Origin of the sequence: Ureibacillus sp. FSL K6-8385 (assembly GCF_038593155.1) — a bacterium.
GTDB lineage: Bacteria > Bacillota > Bacilli > Bacillales_A > Planococcaceae > Ureibacillus > Ureibacillus terrenus.
The window spans coordinates 804,974-823,698 of sequence record NZ_CP151968.1 but is presented as its reverse complement, the minus strand read 5'-3'; the positions used below and the strand labels follow the sequence as shown (position 1 = coordinate 823,698).

Genomic DNA, 18,725 nt, shown 5'->3' with positions numbered 1-18,725 from the left:
ATTATGCACCACCTAAAAACTGCATGAATTCGCGCATTAACGTAATCATCAATTCAATCACCTTTTGCATCACTTCAACCATGATTCCCATGGATATCACCAAAATGAGGAACCCGATCAAGATTTTTAAGGGGAAACCAATAATGAAAATGTTCAACTGTGGTACCGTTTTTCCGGTAATCCCGATGGCGAGCGTCACCAAAAACAGGGATGCCAATAACGGTGCAGACATTTGAAAAGCCACCGAAAAGATGACCGCAATCATTTTCATTGATATTTCCGCAATCCCGGCATCCCCAAAATTCGGATATCCCTCTATCGGAATAAAATGGTAACTATAGTAAATCCCATCCAGGATTAGGTGGTGACCATTGGTGGCGATTAATAAATATAAAAGTAATAAATTAAAAAATTGACCCATCATCGGACTTTGAACACCGGTTAGCGGATCAACGATGTTTGCCATGGCAAAGCCCATTTCAAAATCTATAAAACCGCCGGCAATTTGGACGATAGAAAATATGATGGCCGCCGCCAGACCGATTGTAAGCCCGATCATCGCTTCTTTGAAAATAAGCAATATGTAATTCCCGTCGATTGGAACCGGTTCTATCTGGACGGTGTAATACATCATCCACGCCAACATTAAAGCCAAGGCAATCTTTAATTGCGGCGGAATTGTCCGGTATGAATAAAAAGGAACGGCAACAAAAAATGCGGAAACCCGGACAAACATCAACAGCAAAACGGAAAATTGCGGTATGATGTCTAACATTTATGTCACCCTATGTATCGCGTCAAATTGCTCAGTATGTCAGTGAAATACTCGGACATTTTGGATATCATCCATGGTCCGAAAAATACGATGGCCACCAATACCGCAATGATTTTGGGAGCAAAAGCCAAAGTTTGTTCCTGTATCGATGTCGTCGCCTGAAAAATGCTGACAATAAGCCCGGTCAAGAGGGCAACCAGCATGAGCGGACCCGCCACAAAAAGGACAACCCATACCGCTTGCTCCGCTATATGTATAACTGTTAATTGGGACATATGTATCATCTCCTAAAAACTTTGGAGTAAGGATTTCACTACTAAATACCAACCATCCACAAGGACAAAGAGTAAAATTTTAAAAGGCAAAGAGATCATCACCGGAGGCAGCATCATCATGCCCATGGACATTAATACGCTTGCCACGACCATATCAATGACAATGAACGGAATAAAAATCATGAATCCCATCTGGAAGGCCGTTTTCAATTCGCTCAACGCAAATGCCGGCACTAAAGTGGTTAAAGGGATTTCCTTTATCGATTGAGGCCTTTCCGCCTGACTATATTGCAAAAACAGTTCCAGGTCTTGCTGTCTTGTATGTTTTGCCATAAATTCCTTGAAAGGTCCGCTTGCCCTTGAGTAAGCTTCATCCAGGCCTATTTCTTCATTTAAAAGCGGCTGCAGCGCTTCTTCATTGACTTGTTGGAAGGTTGGAGCCATGATAAAGAACGTCAGAAACAACGCCAACCCTATAATGACCTGATTGGGCGGAGTTTGGTTCGTCGCCAGGGCCGTCCTTGTAAAGGACAGTACAATGACAATCCGCGTGAAGGATGTCATTAAGATTAAAATGCTTGGTGCAAGAGATAACACCGTCAATAACAACAGCAATTTCAAGGAAGTAGCGACGTTTGACGGATCAGAGTCAGAAAAGAGTGAAATGAACTGTTCCATTATTTTTCATGCTCCTTTTCCTTCCATTTTTCAAGCCCTTCCCGACGCGACTCTTTGATTTCGGATAAACGCTGATTTAACAGGCTGCCGAAATCCGAATGCATCCCATCGGCGGATTTCGTTGACTTTCCTTTCAGCTTGTTGAACAATTCCCCTATATATGGAGCCGTTGTTGCGGGCATTTGTTTTTCATTGTAAAAGTCCAACAGTCTTTCAACTTCCGCACGATCCGTAATTTCCTTGATGAGTTCCACATTATCTCCCACTCCGACGATATATAATGCCTCTCCTATTTGCAAAACCTGAACGGATTTTTGTGAACCGAGGGAAATCCCGCCTAAATTTTTCACAAGATGATTTTGCTGGAAATGGGAGCTCTTTTTATTGATAAATTTCAAAACCCAAACCAACAGCATGAGAACCAAAAGCAGGGCAAGAATCATTTTTACATAATCCCATGCAGTGAGCCCTACAGCTGTCTGTTCTTTGACAGCTGTAGAATCTGAACTTTCCGCTCCCGGATTTTGCAAATACTCGTCCGTAATCATGTCATTTTTTTCAATTGCGAAAACAATATGTATTGGAGTTGTCACCAGAATTATGGCAAACAAAGAAATGATGATTCCGATTTTCTTTAAATTCTTCATTTTCAATCAACCTATTGCTTTTTGTATTGCTTCGATCACCCGATCAGCTTGGAAAGGCTTGACAATAAAATCTTTGGCGCCTGCCTGGATCGCATCGATGACCATTGCCTGTTGCCCCATGGCAGAACACATAATGACTACGGCATTCGGATCCAGTTCTTTAATTTTTTTCAATGCCGTAATCCCGTCCATTTCCGGCATTGTAATGTCCATCGTGACTAAATCCGGACGCAGTTCATTATATTTTTCCACAGCCTGCATCCCATCAGCCGCCTCGCCAACGACCTCATAGCCGTTTTTCGTTAAAATATCCTTGATCATCATGCGCATGAACGCTGCATCATCAACAACCAAAATTCTTTTTGACATACCCAATATTCCCCCATTTTATTTCAATTGATTAATTCGTTCAGTTTGACTAATGATGTCCGTGATTCTTACACCAAAATTTTCATCGATTACGACCACTTCACCTTTTGCAATGAGACGGTTATTCACTAAAATATCCACCGGCTCGCCGGCCAACCGGTTTAATTCAATAATGGAACCTGAAGTCAATTGTAAAATCTCTTTTACAGAATGTTTTGTCCGTCCAAGCTCAACCGTAACTTCCAACGGTATATCGAGCAGAATGTTTAAATTGCGTGCTTCCGTTTCGCTCATTTTCGGCTGTTCGAATGACGCGAATTCAGCTTGATGTATGTTTACAGGTTCCTTTTGTTTTGTAGTATTTATGAAGCTCGGCGTGTCCTGGATGGTAGCGGCATGCTCTTCATAAACCGATTTTCCGGTTTGATAATCCGGCCGTTCCCAATGTGCAGATGGGGTCGGCTGCGTTTGAGCCGAATGTTCCTGGATTCCGGGATTTGCCGGTACTTCTGGTTGTATGTCTTCGCTTTCCCCAAGCAAAGTTTTTACTAATTTTTTGCTAAAATCCAACGGCAATAATTCCATTATGGTGGAATCAATTAAATCCCCGATGCGCAGCCGGAATGAAACCTTCACTAAGATCTCATCATCCGGAATATTTTCTTCCCCTTCGCTTTCTTTAATATTCATGAGCGCAAGAGAAGGAGGTGAAATATCCACTTTTTTGTTGAATACGGCGGACATGGAAGTCGCAGCTGAGCCCATCATCTGGTTCATCGCTTCCTGAATGGCGCTTAATTGAATTTCCCCTAAATCCGGACTCGGATTGCGCCCGTCACCGCCAAGCATCAAATCTGCAATAATCGCTGCATCCGATTGTTTAATGACTAATAAATTCACACCGCTTAAACCTTCTGTATATTCCACTTGAACAGCAACATAAGGATGCGGAAACTCCTGTTCCAGGTTATTGCGGTTGATGATCGACACAACAGGGGTTGTAATCTCCACTTTCTGCCCCAACAAAGCAGATAACGCGGTTGCAGAGCTTCCAAACGAAATATTTCCGATTTCACCTAAAGCATCCCGTTCCATTTCCGTCAGAAATTCTTCCACATTCAAATTCAGTCTGTCGTCCAATGTTTCGCCGCGCAATAGGGCCTCAATTTCTTCTTGGGAGAGCATATCATCGTTCATCTTCTTCTCCTCCATTCAAAGACTCAATAATTTGAACTGCCATTTTTTTCTTTAATTTTCCAGGTTGTACAGTAAATTTTGGGATATCCCCAATTTTTAGAATCAATGGTTCTTGTATTTTTTGATCGAGCTGGATGACATCGCCGATCTCCAACGTCAAAAAGTCTTCGATTGTAATCGCAGACTTCCCTAATTCAACAATCAGCTCCAAGTCCGATTCTTTTACTTTCGTTTCCAGAGCTTTAATTTGGGCTTCCGTCGGTTCCTTCGTTTTGGATTGCATCCAATATTGAACAGATAGATTATGTATAATCGGCTCTAAAACTACATGCGGGATGCATATGTTAATCATTCCGGATGTTTCGCCGATAATGGTGTTCATGGAAATGACAATCACTGTTTCATTCGGTGATATCATTTGCAAAAATTGCGGATTTACTTCCAGTTCCACAAAAACCGGATCTATATCAGCGATATTTTCCCAAGCTTCCCGCAAATTTTCGAAGGATCGTTCAAATAAGTTCGTCATGATTTTTTGTTCAATTTCCGTCAAATTGTCCACATTGGAATAGCTTGTACCGCTGCCGCCCATTAGACGGTCTAGCATCGAGTAAGCGATGTTCGGATTGATTTCCATCAAGATGTTTCCGTCCAACGGCGGTACTTCGAAAACGTTTATCAGCGTCATATTAGGGATGGAACGAACAAATTCTTCAAAAGGAATTTGATCGACGGAAGCAACAGAAATTTGCACATATGTTCTGAGCTGGGCAGAAAAATATGTTGTTAACAGTCTTGCAAAGTTCTCATGAATCCGGGTTAGACTCCGGATTTGATCCTTTGAAAAACGGAGGGCACGCTTGAAGTCATAAACCTTGACTTTTTTCTTTTCTTCCTCCGCTTTCATTTCATCTGCCGACATTTCTCCTGTGGAAAGCGCGGAAAGCAGAGCATCGATTTCCGATTGGGATAATACATCACCTGGCATTTGTCCACCTCCATTTCAACAAGTTACTTTACTGAATCATGTAGGAGGTAATGTATACTTGCACTACTTCACCCTCTTGCATCAACTCATTTAATCGGGTTTTGATTGTAGATTCTAATAGGGTTTTTCCGTCTTTTCCTTTTAAGTTCTCTTCCGTCAACTCGGATAGCTCTTCAATGATGATGTTGTTTGTTTGGAAATCCCGTTTCTGAAGTTCTTTTGCCGCTTTAGGGTTGTCTGTCTGAATGGTCAATTGGATGCGAATAAATTTTCCATCCGCCAAGTTCGTTGTGATTTCAGGCACATCTACGCTGGATTCCAGGATTTCATCGATGGATGGCTCCAAAGCTGAAGATTGCTTATTAAATTGCGTCAATAACACAAAAAGAACAACCCCGATTAACGTAATCGTCACTAAAATGATGAGCATTACCGTTAACAATTTATTATTCTTCATTTACGACACCTCGCAGTTGGGGGTTTGACAGCACCTGAATCGAACGATAATAATCCGATGCTTTCTTTTGAACTTCTTGTTCCGATTCTTTCACAATATATTTCCGGCCATTTGTCAGCGTAATGGTCGTATCCGGAAAAGATTCGACAGTTTCTATGTATAATGCGTTTAATGTAAAGGGTTTTCCGTTCAGTTTTGTTAATTGGATCATTGAAACAGGGCCGGGTAGGAAAGAGCCGGCCCGACCCTCCTTTGCACTCCCGTTTCTAAATCAACTAATTAATATGTATAAATTCTTTATCTTTTCAAATTCACTAACTCTTCCAAAATTTGGTCGGAAGTAGTAATGGTGCGGGCATTTGCCTGGAATCCCCGCTGTGCGACAATCATTTCCGTAAATTCTTCAGATAAATCCACGTTTGACATTTCAAGGAATCCGGATTCGATGGAACCCAACCCTGCCACCGTTCCAACTTGAACATATGGGTTGCCGGAGTTTTCTGTCAGCTTATAGTAGTTGTTTCCTGCCTTTTGCAAACCGCCGGCATTAGAAAATTTGGCCAATACAATTTGTCCGGCCCATTTCAAGTTGCCATCCGCATCGACAAATGTAACGGTACCGTCCTGACCGATGCTTAATTCAGTGGCATCCGTGGGGATCCGGATTGGACCGTAACTCTTGCCGGAAATCAATTCCTGCCAAGTTGCAGGAGTGACACTGCCGCCTGCCAAATCGTCGGTTGTTATAACTTCAACATCATCCGGGCTTGGGAATACCGGATCAGTGCTTGTATCCCCTACCGCACTGCCGGCAGTGACACCGACCAAGTACTTCCCTTCAGCATTGACAAGATAACCGTCTTTGTCCATGTAAAAGTTGCCGTCTCTTGTGAATAAAATATTGGTGAAGCCCGTTTTTGTTGCATCAATGGAATCGGCCACCATGAAGAACCCTTCTCCTGAAATTGCCAAATCAAGGGTGCGGGAAGTCGATTGAAGGGCTCCGGTAGAATGAATTGTATCAATCGCTGCCATTGTGGAACCCAAGCCGACCTGTTTTGGGTTGACACCACCGCGGGTTGCCGTCGCTCCGGAAGCGCTTCCGATGTTCTGAGCCACCATTTCTTTGAATACAGTCCGGCTCTTTTTAAACCCATATGTATTGACATTGGAAATATTGTTTCCTATCACATCTAATTTTGTTTGATGATTTCTTAACCCAGAAATTGCTGAATACATGGAACGTAGCATGATTCTCGTTCTCCTTTCAAATTTGTTATCTTAACCGCTTTATTCCTGGACAAGCTCAAATTGCCCTTTCTTTAAACGGATTTGGTTATCCAATATAAATTCGATCCATTGATTGTTGCTTGTCACCGCTTCAATGATTCCCTGAACAATTTCTCCATTTTCATTTTGGTATTGCACTTTTCTTCCAATCAGCCTGCTTGCTTCAACGAGCGGATTTTCGGAAACGGATTGCCCGGCATCCCTCTTTAGAACAGAAGAAATATTTCCTGCGCCGATTTCTTTGCCATCGTCCAATACAAACACAGGCATTTGATTCTTAAATTTCAGTTCGACAATTCTGCCCTGTCCTTCGTTGATGATCGGCATTCCGTTTTTGTCCAGTTGATCTGTAATTTCATGCCATTTGACTTCCTGTCCCAAAAAACTTGTGTATGCCATTAATTGTGTTTCCAATTGGGATTCAAGCAAATCTTCCATCGCTTTTGTCATGTTTTGCATTTGTTCCAAAGCGGAGAATTGGGCCATTTGGGCGATAAACTCTTTGTCATTCACCGGTGCAGTTGGATCTTGATGCTGCAATTGGGTAATTAAAATTTTTAAAAAATCGTCTTTTCCAAGAACAGAATTTCCGGTCTTCTTCTCTACTTTTTTAGCATTCGATAAATAATAATCGCTCGTAATTTTTGACATCTCAGACATCGTTACACTTCCTCATCAATCAAATAATCTTTGAATGAGATTTTTTCTTCCTCTTCCCTTTCTTCTGAAGGCTGTTCTTCCTGTTCGGAGTGCTGTTCTTCTTTAAACATATGGTTGGAGAAATTGCGATCCCTCAAATCCGTTTCCTGCAAACTTTGGTGTATGTCAATTCTTTCAAGCTGAATATTTTGCTGAATAAACGCTTGTTTCAGTTGATGAATCTGGCTATCCAACAATTCTTTGCCAAGGGATGTTGATGCCAGCAACCGGGCGGACATGACCCCATCCCTTTGCACTAATTCGATGCGGATTGAGCCTAAATGTTCAGGATAGAGTTTTATGAAAAGCTTCGTTGTTCCATTGGAGTTGGATAATTGGCTGCGTTGCAACAATGTTTCGATCTGCTTGGCCAGCGACTCGGCCTGTGATGTACGATTTGGGTTATGTATTGTAATGGCCGCCGTTCTCGTTTCCGATGATGAATGTTGATGCAGGGCATGAGCGGTTTCATATTTTATTTCCGCTTGTTTTACTACTTTTTGAAATCCTTCCAAAGAGACTTTCCCTGACGTATTTGTCGCTTCTTTCGAAAGGTTATCTCCGATCGTCTGCAACAATGTCTTTAAATTGGTGATTTGTTCAGTCTGATCTAACATCAATTCGGAATTTTCCCCTATTGATTGGACCAACTTTAACAATCGCAACATCTGAACGGCGCCATTGTCCTGTTTATGTATACCGGATATAAGCTTCTCCGAAAAGTCGGAATCTTCGTTGATCCATTTTATGAAATCCCAAACATTTACAATACCAAACTCTTCTTCCGACAACTCCTGAATGATTTCATTCAGTTGTTTCAGGTCCATGTTGACCAATGATAAGAGGTCATCAAGATTGTTCAATACTTCGTCCATTGCCGCCATTTTTTCTTCTTCGCCGGAACCAACCAACAACAATCCTTCGTCATTGGTAATTCCAAGCAATCCGAAAACTTCTTCAAGGGCGTCAGCTTTCAGCAGTGATTGAATTTCCGGATTTGACGGCTCCTGGATCCCCTTCTGCCCTCTTATCTCTGCAGCCACTTTCTTAAAAACTTCTCCAAACTTCATATTCGTTGTAAATACCGTTTTGGTTTCTGGCGGACCCGTCAACGAACGGGCTGCAGCAATGGGCATTCCGACACTCATCATTACGCGTTGCACCTCCTTTCAAATTAAGATTCCGGCTCCATGGTTTTCTTTGCTGCCAACAGTTCCGTATATCGCGCCGCATCTTTCGGCTCCATTTTTGCCAGCACTTGGGACAGCTTATCAGGCTTCATGTTCGATAAAATTTCCAACGCCTGTTCGTCTCCCAATTCGGCAATAATCGGTGCAACTGCTTTTGCCGACATGTTTTCATAGGTCTTTACAATTTCTTTTAAATCTTTTCTTGTTTCCAGTTTTCCAGATTCCAATTCTTCTATTTTTCTTCTTAAATCTTTTTGTATCGCAATCTGGTTTTCTTTCTCAGCAATCGCATCATCCAGCTCTCTTTGAAGTTTTTCAATTTCAGCATCCTTTTCTTTGATTTCCGCTTTCAACAAAAGGATTTCTTCATCAATTTCCTTTGTATTGGAAGGCGATGCGTCCTTTTTGTCGAAAGGCAATACTTCGGAAGCTTTTTCGAATACATTCGTGTTTGTAAATTGGGCAATGACGAGCAAGATTGCAACTACAAACAACAGCGGAATAATCACCCATGCGAACAATTTTTGAAAGAAACCTGGTGATTTTTCTTCTGCCCCTTCAGATATTTGGTTATTTTTTACAATTTTATTTATTTTTGCCATAAAATCACCTGAATATTTTCTGGTTATACATAAGGGAGGAAAGCTCGTCCAAGTTTTGGGATTCAATACGGTTTTGTTCCTCTTGAAATGTCTGAAAATCCTTCTCTCGCATTTTCTCAAACTTTCGTACTTCCAAGTTTTTTTCTAATAATTTTTGTTCATACCATTGCATTCTCGCCCTTGCCTGGCTGACCTTTTTTTGCACGTCTTCAATGGCATGATCCAAACTGTTGATGAATATCGCATAATGATGGATTTCATCAATTGTTGAACCGCTTTTCAGACGGTCGTTTTGGTAACCGATGAGTTGCTCTTTTTTCTTTAGTAATTCATACAATTGGGTTGCCACTTTTTCAAAGGAACGGACCGCCTCATGATAAGCCGCTTCGAACTGCCGTTTTTCCTGTTCGCGAATCGTCAACACTTTTTCGAATCGATATGTATATTGAACCATCATCTGCCACCCCCATTCGCCAGCTCAATCAATTCATTGACGCTTTCTTCAAGGGTCACTTTTTCTTTAAACCCCTGCTTTAAAAAACGGGTGATGAGTGGTTCATAATGAATCGCTTCATCTATTTCCCTCGATGTTCCTTTTTTATATGCACCTATGTTAATCAAGTCTTCCGATTTGGCGTATGTATAATATAATTCGCGAATTCTCTCGGCAGCTTTTACATGTTCTTGGGCAGATATATGGTTCATCAGGCGGCTGACACTTTTCAGTATGTTGATTGCCGGATAATGTCCTTTGTTGGCAAGGGCGCGATCCAAAACGATATGGCCATCCAAAATCCCCCTCACCGTATCCGCTATCGGTTCATTCATATCATCTCCGTCAACGAGCACCGTATAGAAAGCGGTAATGCTTCCTTTCATGCTCGTTCCCGTTCTTTCAAGAAGTTTGGGCAAAATGGAGAATACGGAAGGGGTGTATCCTTTTTGTGCCGGCGGTTCACCGGTTGCCAATCCGATTTCCCTCTGTGCCATCGCAACCCGTGTAACAGAATCCATCATCAGCATGACATTCATCCCACGGTCGCGGAAATATTCCGCAATGGCCGTTGCCGTAAATGCTCCTTTAATCCTCATGAGTGCCGGCTGATCGCCGGTGGCCGCAACCACAATGGAACGTTTCAATCCTTCTTCCCCAAGGTCCCTCTCAATAAACTCTCTTACTTCCCTTCCGCGTTCGCCGATCAGCGCGATGACGTTCAAATCGGCTCTTGTATTTCGGGCGATCATCCCGAGAAGGGTACTTTTCCCTACTCCGGACCCTGCAAAAATCCCAACCCTTTGCCCCCGCCCGACCGTTAACATGGCATCGATCGCTTTGACCCCCACTTCTAATTGACAATCAATGGGTGGACGATGCAACGGATTGGGAGGGTCGTTTTCCGTCGGGACAGAGACGAGTCCTCTCGGAAGCGGAGTGCCATCAAAAGGGTTCCCCAGCGAATCAAGCACTTTCCCAATCAGTTCGGGCCCGACTTTTACCTCCAAAGCGCGGCCTGTTCCTTCCACTAAACATCCGATGGAAATTTCTCTTACGGAAGTAAAGGGCATTAACATGACATACTCATCTTTAAAACCCACCACTTCCGCCAAAATCACTTCATGTCCGTTTTTGGTACGCACATGTATTTTACAAACATCATTGATGGAACATTCGGGACCTTGCGATTCGATTAACAGCCCTACAACCCTTGTCACTTTTCCGTATTTTTTAAAAGTATCAACGACAGGGATCTGGTTGATCAAATCAGCTGCTTTCATATGATCAATCCCTACTTTCTAGCATTTCGCTGAGTTTTAGGCGCAATTCTTTCAATTGCTCGTCAATCGATAGGACAATCCGCCCATGGTTCGTTTCGATATAGCCGTCGGTATCGTCCATATCTTCATTGACAAAAATCAAAAACGGTACATCCGGTGGAAACATGACCGCCAATTCTTCACGGTTTTCCGTTACCAACTGATAATATGCAGGGGATACATACAACTTTATTTCTTTGCTTTCACGGGCTTCCTTCAATCCCCGCCGTACAATGGAAAGAAACAGCGTTTCATCTTTTTTAAGGGCCGCGCCGATGATTTTTTCGGCCGATTTCAAAGCCAATTCCAAAATCACCTGTTCCTGTTCTTCAAGGTATTTTTGCGCATTGATGCGGGCATTTTCAATGGTTTCATTTGCAAGATTCAACGCGTTTTCCATATCGGCGGCAGCTTTTTTCATACCTTCTTCATAGCCTTGTTGGAATCCCTCATCATAAGCTTCTTTTTGCAGAATGAGCTTTTCTTCGCCCCATTGTTGTTTTAACGTTTCGATTTCCTCCAATTTGGATTGGCGATATTTTTCAAATTCTTCCCTTTTTGATTGGATTTCCCTTTTCATTTCTTCAAGAATGCGTTCACGTTCTTTATAAACTTCCTCCAACGAAACGGATTGTTCCTTTTCGCCTGCATTTGAATCGGCTTCAAATTGTTTCGCAAACACATCGCGAATTTTAATTTGAACCGTTCCGGTTTTTTTTTCCATCGTCTCGCCCGAACGGATAATTTTAGACAATGACGTCATCTCCTCCTCCACGGGCAATAATAATCTCTCCTGCTTCTTCTAATCGGCGAATGATGGATACAATTCTCGTTTGCGCTTCTTCCACATCACGCAGGCGAACGGGCCCCATAATTTCCAATTCTTCTTTAAAGGTTTCCGCCATTCTTTGGGACATATTGCGGAATAGAATTTCTTTCACTTCATCGCTGCAAACTTTCATGGCCAAAAGCAAATCTTCATTATCGCAATCCCGGATGACCCGTTGAATCGAACGATTATCAAGCGTCACGATATCTTCGAATACAAACATGCGTTTTTTGATTTCTTCCGCAAGTTCGGGATCTTGAATTTCCAATGCATCGAGAATCGTTTTTTCCGTTTGGCGATCCACGCCATTCAACACTTCCACCACTGCATCGATGCCGCCGGTCTCCGTGTAATCCTGTGTAAAAGTCGAGGATAACTTCCGTTCCAAAACCGCTTCGATTTCACTGATGACTTCCGGGGATGTCGATTCCATCGTGGCAATCCGTCTTGCAATATCCGCTTGCATTTCCTGCGGCAATGAGGATAAGATGACACCTGCCTGCTGCGGTTCCAGATACGACAGAATCAGCGCAATGGTCTGAGGATGCTCATTTTGTATAAAATTTAAAATCTGCGACGGATCTGCTTTTCTGGCAAAGTCAAAAGGTCTCACCTGCAATGATGATGTCAGACGGTTAATAATGTTCTGAGCCTGCTCGGGACCCAACGCTTTTTCAAGGATCGTTTTTGCATATCCGATACCGCCTTGGGATATGTAATCTTGTGCAAGGGCTATGTTATGGAATTCTTCAATAATCTGTTCTTTCACTTCAGGTTCAACTTTTTTGACTGCCGAAATTTCCAATGTAAGCCGTTCGATTTCTTCTTCTGTTAAATGTTTATATACATTGGCAGATACTTCCGGCCCCAATGATATGAGCAGCAGCGCAGCTTTTTGTTTCCCTGTCAACCCTCTTTCCTTTCTGGACACAGTCGAACCTCCTATCCGTTAATCTTCAGCAATCCAGCTGCGCAACAATTTTGCGAACTCTTCCGGTCTTTCTTTTGCCATTTTTTCCAGCTGCTTGCGACGAATCGTAGACTCTGTTTCTTTTTCTTGATTAATATCATCCACGTGTATTTTCTCTTGTTCTTCGATGATTTCATATTCTTCTTCATGATGTTTTCTGGAGCGGATGATATACACAACAAGCAAGATAATCGCAGCAACCAATATTCCTCCAACAACCCAAATCCACCAAGGAATTGTCGGAAATTCTTCAGAATTTTTTACATCATTTCCATAGAATGGTTGAACAGAGACAACAATTTTATTTTCAATATCTTCATCTGTCAACTCCCCGGCAGCTTCTTTATCAATGGAAGTGCGGACAACCGTTGCCAAAATTTTTTCTATGTCGTCAACGACCGTATCGGAGAGAGATGTTGGATCTTCTGGAACAGGCGGTTCAACCATGACTTGTATGCCGATATCACGGATTTTATATGGGCTTTCTTGAATTGTTCTATTAATCCGGTTTACTTCGTTATTCACCGTTTCTTCAATTCGTTCGTAATCCCCATCTCTGTTTGTCACTTCTTGATATCCGGTTGCATTATCAGTCGGGTCGCCCATTTCCGTCGGACCGGCAGCCCCATCCATGCCTGAATAGGTTTCCGTGATGCGCTGGGCACTGATCTCAATGCCTTCCATATTTTCTTTATCTACCGGTTCAACCAATTTCTCTTCCCGATTTTCTTTCTTAAAGTCGATATCGGTTGTTACTGATACAACAACCTTGTCTTGTCCCATTAATGTTCCGAGCATTTTATGTACTTGCCGTTCCAAATCTTTTTCAATTGTCTTCTTTACATTCATTTGACCTTCAACCGAGTCAATGGAACCGTTGGAAGAATCAGGTTCCAAATCGTAGTATTCAGAATATTGATTGGAAATTGTAATATTTTCCGGGCTTAAATTTGGAACACTTTTTGATACGAGGTTGTATAGCGTCCGAATTTGTTCTTCAGAAAATTTATAACCGGGTTCAGTATGTATAATGACAGCTGCGGAAGCTTCTTCGTTCTCCGTATCCGAATGAATAAAAACCCCTTTTTCCGGCATAGAAATCATGACTTTTGCATCTTTGATGCCATCGATTTTCTTGATGAGGTTTTCCAATTCGGTTTCAAGAGCTTCGTGCTTGATGACATTAAATTCATTGTCCGTCATGCCAAAGCCCGCGTTTTCAGTAAAAAACGTTGTGCTGATTTCTCCGGATTCAGGGTATCCTTGCGCAGCCAAAGATACTTTTATGTTATCCACTTGATCTTCCGGCACCAATATATTTGTTCCGCCGGGAGCGATTTCATATGTAATTCCTTGTGAACTTAATATTTCCGCAATTTCACCGGCTTCTTTCGCAGATAATTCGGTGAAAAGCGGTACCATTTCCGTTCGTGTCGTTATGTATGTAATGAGAGACGCAATCACCACAACCCCGGCCAATGTTCCAATCAATGCACCCTTTTGCTTTTTTGTCCGACTTTTCCAAAAGTGAATGGTGTCGGTTTTTATTTTCTTAAGTCGATCATTCATTATAAATCCTCCGGTACTAATGAATACACTAACATTTTATATTCCGTTGGTAACCGTAGATTAAACAGTCATTCGCATGATTTCCTGGTATGCTTCAATTGCTTTATTGCGAATTTCCACTGTCGCATTCAAGGTGATGCTGGCCTTTTGTGCCGCAATCATCACTTCATGCAATTCCACATCTTCACCTTGTACCAGCTTATTTGTCAGTGCATCTGATTGAACTTGGTAGTTGTTCACTTTGTCGAGCGCATCTTTTAATGTATTCGCAAAACTTTTTTGCGCTTCAAAAGGTGTACGTTGATTAGATCCTTCTATTCCCTTATTCAGTTGTTGAATGGAAAAAGCTGTTGAGTTGATTTCCAAGTCACTTCATCCTCCATTTCCTATTTCCCTATTTCCAACGCCTTCGTCAACATCGATTTATTGGCGTTTAATACGGTTACATTCGCTTCATAAGAACGTGTGGCGGAGATTAAATCCACCATTTCCTTCAACAAATCAACATTCGGCATTCGGACATATCCGTCCTCGTTTGCATCCGGGTGACTTGGATTATAGACAAGCTTAAATGGGGTGTCATAATCCTCGTTGATTTTCGTGACCTTTACGCCATTACCTGGGCTGTCGCTTTTCCCCATCGCCTTATTCAAAAAGGATGAAAATGTTCCTTCGCTGCTTGCGAGGGCCACCGTTTTTCTTCTGTATGGCTCCCACTCTCCATTCACTTGTCTGGCGCGGGTTGTATCGATATTTGCGATGTTTGAGGAAATGACATCCATTCGCAATCGTTGCGCTGTTAGAGCGGATGTTGTTGTATTCATGCTAGAAAAGACCGACATTCCTATTTCCCTCCTTTGATGACCGTATTCAACGAGCTGAATTTACCGTTAATGCGATCAATCAGCGCATTATAGTAAATCGTGTTTTTGGCAAGATCCGCCATTTCCTGGTCCATATCTACTCCGTTGCCGTTATGGCGATATTGGTAGTTTTCATAACTATATACAACGTGAGTAGATGGTTTAATCACAAAATCAAAATGTCGAAAATCTGTTTTATACGCCCTAATCTGTTTTTGATTTTCTTCAGACAAAAGTTTTTTAAAACTTACATCTTTTGCCTTGTAATTAGGCGTATCGACATTCGCGATATTTTGTGCGATAGTCTTGTTTTTCAGAGATGCATATTTTAAACCATGTTCCAAATTACTAATTGATGCATCGAATAATTCCAACCCATTCCCTCCTTTTTGAATCGTATAAAAATACTTACTCAATACTAGTATCAATTGTAAAGAAGATAATTCCAAGTGTCTATCGTCTTTTGGTACTTTTTCATAGGCTATCCGAATCAATTTTTTTGTCCCTTGTTTAAAAAAAAGACACAATTTCAACAACCAAAGTTTTATTTCAAAATAAAAATTGGCCTAATGCTTCGTAAATGATAAATTTTCCCATACCAATAGTGATAAAAAAGTTCTAGAAAAAATTCACTAATTTTTCATATCGATAAATTATATTAAAAAAGGTTTCATCAAAAGATGAAACCTTCTGAATCTGTTTTAACCAAAGAATAGAATATTACTTCATCTTAATTTCAGCCAATGCAGACAGGAATTTGTCATTCAATACTTTGATATATGTCCCTTTCATGCCGAGGGATCTCGATTCAATCACGCCGGCGGATTCAAGTTTTCGAAGGGCGTTTACGATCACGGAACGAGTAATGCCGACACGATCTGCGATTTTAGAAGCAACAAGCAACCCTTCATTTCCGTCAAGCTCTTCAAAAATGTGCTCAATCGCTTCCAATTCACTATATGACAATGAATTGATGGCCATTTGCACCACCGCTTTGCTGCGGGCTTCTTCTTCAATCTCTTCCGCTTTTTCGCGCAAGATTTCCATTCCGACAACTGTCGCACCATATTCCGCCAAGATCAAATCATCATCGCCGAATTTTTCATGCAAACGGCCCAAAATCAATGTTCCCAAGCGCTCGCCGCCTCCGATAATCGGCACGATTGTCGTCAAGCCGTTTTTAAAGATATCTCGGTTTTCCACTGGGAAAATTGTATATTCACTGTTGATGTCAATATTTGGAGATGTTTCGGTAATTTCAAGAAGACTTTTTGTGTAATCTTCAGGGAATCTGCGTTCTTCCAACATTTTTTTCATGCGTTCATTTTCGATTTTTTGATGTATGGAAATGCCCAAAAGCTTTCCTTTACGGCTAACGATGAATACGTTGCTGTCGATGATTTCTCCTAATGTATCCGCCATCTCTTTGAAATTTACCGGTTTTCCGGCTGATTTTTGCAATAATGCATTGATTTTTCGAGTTTTTGTTAATAAATCCATAACAATATCCTCCCAGGGTTTTTTAATTCTTTTCGTATTCTAGAAAATGCTCTTTTTATTTCAAAGTCATAGAATAAATTGGGACAAATCTTTGTTTTTAGAAATTTCTCCAAGTTTTTGATCGACATATGCACGGGTAATTTGAATATGGGTTGGAGCAATTTCCGGAGCTTCGAAGGATAATTCTTCAAGCAAACGTTCCATGATGGTATGCAATCTTCTTGCTCCAATATTGTCTGTCTGTTGATTTACTTCCGTTGCAATCTCCGCTATCCGCTCGATTGCATCATCCGTAAAATCGATTAAGACCCCTTCTGTTTCAAGCAAAGCTTTATATTGCAAAATAAGCGATTGGTCCGGCTCTTTTAAGATGCGGACAAAATCATCCTTCGTCAATTTATCCAATTCAACGCGGATTGGAAAGCGTCCTTGCAATTCCGGAATAAGGTCGCTCGGTTTGGACATATGGAATGCACCGGCTGCAATAAAGAGCATATAGTCCGTTTTGACCGGACCATATTTTGTCGGTACGGTAGAACCTTCGACAATCGGCAAAATATCCCTTTGAACGCCCTCCCGGGAAACGTCCGCGGAAGAATGTTGGCCTCTGCTGGCAATCTTGTCGATTTCATCGATGAAAATGATGCCGGATTGTTCGGCGCGACGGATGGCCTCTTGCGCCAATTCTTCGGAATCGATCAATTTATTCGCCTCTTCCACCGTTAAAACGCGGCGGGCGTCTTTCACTTTCATTCGGCGTTTTTTCGTTTTCTTTGGAACAAGGCTTGACAGCATATCTTGCATTCCGCTTGAACCAAGTTCCGGCATTCCTGGAATCATCATATCCAAAAAGGCTGTATTTTGTTCTGTCACTTCAACCGTAACCCACTCGTCTTCAAGCTTGCCGGCCAATAAATCTTCTTTTACTTTTGCCCGTTTTTGGCGGATTTCGGCTTCTTCCTGAGAATCTGAAGAAGGTTCGTGTTTTTGGCCGCCAAAAAGGAATTCAAACGGATTTTGCGCCATTTTTGTTTTTGTTTTCGAAGGTACAAGCAATTTCACCAATGCTTCGTTCGCCTGCTGTTCTGCCTGCTCCTTCACTTTTTCCATCATTTCTTCCTTCACGAGCCTTCTGGAAGCCTCTACGAGATCGCGGACCATCGATTCCACATCCCTGCCGACATAGCCGACTTCCGTAAACTTCGTCGCTTCCACTTTCACAAAAGGGGCGTTCGTCAACTTTGCAATTCTGCGTGCAATCTCCGTTTTCCCAACGCCAGTTGGACCAATCATTAAAATGTTTTTCGGAATGACTTCATTTTTCAGCTCATCGCTAAGGAGAGATCTTCTATATCTATTTCTTAATGCAATTGCTACTGCCCTTTTTGCAGCATCCTGGCCCACTATATACCTATTTAACTGTTCCACAATTTGTCTTGGCGTAAGTGTCGTCATCAGTCCAGCGCCTCCACAATAATATGATGATTTGTAAATACGCAAATCTCTGCCGCGATCGATAAAGCCGCTTTTGCAATTTGTTCCGCGGTCATATGGTCACCGGCATGTTGTTTTAAAGCTCTTCCTGCTGCAAGGGCATAGTTTCCGCCGGAGCCGATTGCAAGAATTCCATCGTCAGGTTCGATCACTTCACCGGTACCTGAAATCAATAGCAATGTATTTTTGTCCATGACAAGCAGCATCGCTTCCAATTGGCGGAGAATCTTGTCTCCACGCCATTGTTTCGCCACTTCCACCGCCGCCCGTGGCAAATTGCCGCTAAATTCATTCAATTTCGCCTCAAACATTTCAAACAGCGTAAAGGCATCGGCGACCGAACCGGCAAATCCGGCCAGCACCTTGCCGTTAAACAGTCTTCTAACTTTTCTTGCAGTGTGTTTCATTACGACGGAATTCCCCAATGTTACTTGCCCGTCTCCTGCCATCGCACATCTGCCGTTATGGTGGATGGCAAATATTGTCGTAGCATGCATTCCCATTTTAATCCCTCCTTA

The 18,725-nt window shown here is 42.0% G+C and carries 24 protein-coding genes; all 24 read right to left on the bottom strand.

Translation table 11 applies throughout. From position 1 onward, the window contains the following. Position 1: 1 nt before the first annotated feature. On the bottom strand, positions 2–775 hold the full coding sequence (gene fliR / locus NST62_RS03960; protein WP_141601574.1) for a flagellar biosynthetic protein FliR: 774 nt from the start codon (positions 773–775) through the stop codon (positions 2–4). 5 nt (positions 776–780) lie between these two features. After that, complete coding sequence (fliQ, locus tag NST62_RS03955; protein ID WP_141601573.1) at positions 781–1,050, bottom strand: flagellar biosynthesis protein FliQ; 270 nt, start codon at positions 1,048–1,050, stop codon at positions 781–783. Positions 1,051–1,062: 12 nt separating this feature from the next. Then, entirely contained in the window at positions 1,063–1,728 is a 666-nt protein-coding gene (gene fliP, locus NST62_RS03950; protein ID WP_342463159.1) for a flagellar type III secretion system pore protein FliP, read from the bottom strand. Next, positions 1,728–2,375, bottom strand: coding sequence for a flagellar biosynthetic protein FliO (locus tag NST62_RS03945; RefSeq protein WP_141601571.1), 648 nt, complete (start codon positions 2,373–2,375; stop codon positions 1,728–1,730). The genes fliP and NST62_RS03945 overlap by 1 nt, the downstream gene beginning before the upstream one ends. 6 nt (positions 2,376–2,381) lie before the next feature. Then, positions 2,382–2,744 carry a response regulator gene (locus NST62_RS03940; protein ID WP_141601570.1) on the bottom strand — a complete coding sequence of 121 codons (363 nt, stop codon included), beginning with the start codon at positions 2,742–2,744 and terminating at the stop codon, positions 2,382–2,384. A gap of 18 nt (positions 2,745–2,762) precedes the next feature. Continuing rightward, complete coding sequence (gene fliY / locus NST62_RS03935) at positions 2,763–3,941, bottom strand: flagellar motor switch phosphatase FliY (RefSeq protein WP_342463158.1); 1,179 nt, start codon at positions 3,939–3,941, stop codon at positions 2,763–2,765. Beyond that, positions 3,931–4,929, bottom strand: a complete 999-nt coding sequence (gene fliM, locus NST62_RS03930) for a flagellar motor switch protein FliM (protein WP_141601568.1) — start codon at positions 4,927–4,929, stop codon at positions 3,931–3,933. The genes fliY and fliM overlap by 11 nt, the downstream gene beginning before the upstream one ends. A 28-nt stretch (positions 4,930–4,957) precedes the next feature. Further along, complete coding sequence (gene fliL / locus NST62_RS03925; RefSeq protein ID WP_141601567.1) at positions 4,958–5,386, bottom strand: flagellar basal body-associated protein FliL; 429 nt, start codon at positions 5,384–5,386, stop codon at positions 4,958–4,960. After that, on the bottom strand, positions 5,376–5,597 hold the full coding sequence (locus NST62_RS03920) for a flagellar FlbD family protein (RefSeq protein ID WP_141601566.1): 222 nt from the start codon (positions 5,595–5,597) through the stop codon (positions 5,376–5,378). The genes fliL and NST62_RS03920 overlap by 11 nt, the downstream gene beginning before the upstream one ends. Before the next feature lie 86 nt (positions 5,598–5,683). After that, positions 5,684–6,637: a flagellar basal body rod protein FlgG gene (flgG, locus tag NST62_RS03915; protein WP_141601565.1), complete on the bottom strand. Its 954-nt coding sequence runs from the start codon at positions 6,635–6,637 to the stop codon at positions 5,684–5,686. 39 nt (positions 6,638–6,676) lie between these two features. After that, entirely contained in the window at positions 6,677–7,336 is a 660-nt protein-coding gene (gene flgD / locus NST62_RS03910) for a flagellar hook assembly protein FlgD (protein WP_141601564.1), read from the bottom strand. A 2-nt stretch (positions 7,337–7,338) separates the two neighbouring features. After that, entirely contained in the window at positions 7,339–8,526 is a 1,188-nt protein-coding gene (locus tag NST62_RS03905; protein WP_141601563.1) for a flagellar hook-length control protein FliK, read from the bottom strand. Between the two features lie 23 nt (positions 8,527–8,549). Then, positions 8,550–9,167 carry a hypothetical protein gene (locus NST62_RS03900; protein WP_342463157.1) on the bottom strand — a complete coding sequence of 206 codons (618 nt, stop codon included), beginning with the start codon at positions 9,165–9,167 and terminating at the stop codon, positions 8,550–8,552. Between the two features lie 4 nt (positions 9,168–9,171). Continuing rightward, on the bottom strand, positions 9,172–9,621 hold the full coding sequence (fliJ, locus tag NST62_RS03895) for a flagellar export protein FliJ (RefSeq protein ID WP_141601631.1): 450 nt from the start codon (positions 9,619–9,621) through the stop codon (positions 9,172–9,174). Continuing rightward, entirely contained in the window at positions 9,621–10,943 is a 1,323-nt protein-coding gene (fliI, locus tag NST62_RS03890) for a flagellar protein export ATPase FliI (protein ID WP_141601561.1), read from the bottom strand. The genes fliJ and fliI overlap by 1 nt, the downstream gene beginning before the upstream one ends. A 4-nt stretch (positions 10,944–10,947) precedes the next feature. Beyond that, entirely contained in the window at positions 10,948–11,745 is a 798-nt protein-coding gene (gene fliH / locus NST62_RS03885) for a flagellar assembly protein FliH (RefSeq protein ID WP_181733177.1), read from the bottom strand. Continuing rightward, the gene (gene fliG / locus NST62_RS03880; RefSeq protein ID WP_328215041.1) at positions 11,729–12,742 is read right to left on the bottom strand and encodes a flagellar motor switch protein FliG; all 1,014 of its coding nucleotides are present in this window, start codon (positions 12,740–12,742) and stop codon (positions 11,729–11,731) included. The genes fliH and fliG overlap by 17 nt, the downstream gene beginning before the upstream one ends. An 18-nt stretch (positions 12,743–12,760) precedes the next feature. After that, the gene (gene fliF / locus NST62_RS03875) at positions 12,761–14,350 is read right to left on the bottom strand and encodes a flagellar basal-body MS-ring/collar protein FliF (protein ID WP_342463156.1); all 1,590 of its coding nucleotides are present in this window, start codon (positions 14,348–14,350) and stop codon (positions 12,761–12,763) included. Positions 14,351–14,410: 60 nt separating this feature from the next. Next, on the bottom strand, positions 14,411–14,689 hold the full coding sequence (gene fliE, locus NST62_RS03870; protein ID WP_141601630.1) for a flagellar hook-basal body complex protein FliE: 279 nt from the start codon (positions 14,687–14,689) through the stop codon (positions 14,411–14,413). A gap of 47 nt (positions 14,690–14,736) precedes the next feature. Next, positions 14,737–15,192 (bottom strand): flagellar basal body rod protein FlgC, encoded by a 456-nt coding sequence (gene flgC / locus NST62_RS03865; protein ID WP_141601557.1) that lies wholly within the window; start codon positions 15,190–15,192, stop codon positions 14,737–14,739. A gap of 2 nt (positions 15,193–15,194) precedes the next feature. Next, positions 15,195–15,587 (bottom strand): flagellar basal body rod protein FlgB, encoded by a 393-nt coding sequence (flgB, locus tag NST62_RS03860; protein ID WP_141601556.1) that lies wholly within the window; start codon positions 15,585–15,587, stop codon positions 15,195–15,197. 346 nt (positions 15,588–15,933) lie between these two features. After that, a complete protein-coding gene (gene codY, locus NST62_RS03855) occupies positions 15,934–16,713 on the bottom strand; it encodes a GTP-sensing pleiotropic transcriptional regulator CodY (RefSeq protein ID WP_141601555.1) in 780 nt (259 codons plus the stop codon). A gap of 66 nt (positions 16,714–16,779) precedes the next feature. Next, positions 16,780–18,168 carry an ATP-dependent protease ATPase subunit HslU gene (gene hslU, locus NST62_RS03850; RefSeq protein WP_141601554.1) on the bottom strand — a complete coding sequence of 463 codons (1,389 nt, stop codon included), beginning with the start codon at positions 18,166–18,168 and terminating at the stop codon, positions 16,780–16,782. After that, positions 18,168–18,710, bottom strand: a complete 543-nt coding sequence (gene hslV, locus NST62_RS03845; RefSeq protein ID WP_342463155.1) for an ATP-dependent protease subunit HslV — start codon at positions 18,708–18,710, stop codon at positions 18,168–18,170. Before hslV ends, hslU begins: the two co-directional genes overlap by 1 nt. Positions 18,711–18,725: the final 15 nt, after the last annotated feature.

What these genes read in the sequence shown, in the direction of transcription:
- fliI (WP_141601561.1), bottom strand. Translation starts at nt 10,943, where the DNA reads ATGAAAGCAGCTGATTTGATCAACCAGATCCCTGTCGTTGATACTTTT.
- hslU (WP_141601554.1), bottom strand. Translation starts at nt 18,168, where the DNA reads ATGACGACACTTACGCCAAGACAAATTGTGGAACAGTTAAATAGGTAT.
- fliM (WP_141601568.1), bottom strand. Translation starts at nt 4,929, where the DNA reads ATGCCAGGTGATGTATTATCCCAATCGGAAATCGATGCTCTGCTTTCC.
- codY (WP_141601555.1), bottom strand. Translation starts at nt 16,713, where the DNA reads ATGGATTTATTAACAAAAACTCGAAAAATCAATGCATTATTGCAAAAA.
- NST62_RS03905 (WP_141601563.1), bottom strand. Translation starts at nt 8,526, where the DNA reads ATGATGAGTGTCGGAATGCCCATTGCTGCAGCCCGTTCGTTGACGGGT.
- fliF (WP_342463156.1), bottom strand. Translation starts at nt 14,350, where the DNA reads ATGAATGATCGACTTAAGAAAATAAAAACCGACACCATTCACTTTTGG.
- fliH (WP_181733177.1), bottom strand. Translation starts at nt 11,745, where the DNA reads ATGACGTCATTGTCTAAAATTATCCGTTCGGGCGAGACGATGGAAAAA.
- flgG (WP_141601565.1), bottom strand. Translation starts at nt 6,637, where the DNA reads ATGCTACGTTCCATGTATTCAGCAATTTCTGGGTTAAGAAATCATCAA.
- flgC (WP_141601557.1), bottom strand. Translation starts at nt 15,192, where the DNA reads ATGTCGGTCTTTTCTAGCATGAATACAACAACATCCGCTCTAACAGCG.
- NST62_RS03920 (WP_141601566.1), bottom strand. Translation starts at nt 5,597, where the DNA reads ATGATCCAATTAACAAAACTGAACGGAAAACCCTTTACATTAAACGCA.
- fliQ (WP_141601573.1), bottom strand. Translation starts at nt 1,050, where the DNA reads ATGTCCCAATTAACAGTTATACATATAGCGGAGCAAGCGGTATGGGTT.
- NST62_RS03900 (WP_342463157.1), bottom strand. Translation starts at nt 9,167, where the DNA reads ATGGCAAAAATAAATAAAATTGTAAAAAATAACCAAATATCTGAAGGG.
- fliP (WP_342463159.1), bottom strand. Translation starts at nt 1,728, where the DNA reads ATGGAACAGTTCATTTCACTCTTTTCTGACTCTGATCCGTCAAACGTC.
- fliR (WP_141601574.1), bottom strand. Translation starts at nt 775, where the DNA reads ATGTTAGACATCATACCGCAATTTTCCGTTTTGCTGTTGATGTTTGTC.
- fliY (WP_342463158.1), bottom strand. Translation starts at nt 3,941, where the DNA reads ATGAACGATGATATGCTCTCCCAAGAAGAAATTGAGGCCCTATTGCGC.
- fliL (WP_141601567.1), bottom strand. Translation starts at nt 5,386, where the DNA reads ATGAAGAATAATAAATTGTTAACGGTAATGCTCATCATTTTAGTGACG.
- NST62_RS03940 (WP_141601570.1), bottom strand. Translation starts at nt 2,744, where the DNA reads ATGTCAAAAAGAATTTTGGTTGTTGATGATGCAGCGTTCATGCGCATG.
- fliJ (WP_141601631.1), bottom strand. Translation starts at nt 9,621, where the DNA reads ATGGTTCAATATACATATCGATTCGAAAAAGTGTTGACGATTCGCGAA.
- NST62_RS03945 (WP_141601571.1), bottom strand. Translation starts at nt 2,375, where the DNA reads ATGAAGAATTTAAAGAAAATCGGAATCATCATTTCTTTGTTTGCCATA.
- hslV (WP_342463155.1), bottom strand. Translation starts at nt 18,710, where the DNA reads ATGGGAATGCATGCTACGACAATATTTGCCATCCACCATAACGGCAGA.
- flgD (WP_141601564.1), bottom strand. Translation starts at nt 7,336, where the DNA reads ATGTCTGAGATGTCAAAAATTACGAGCGATTATTATTTATCGAATGCT.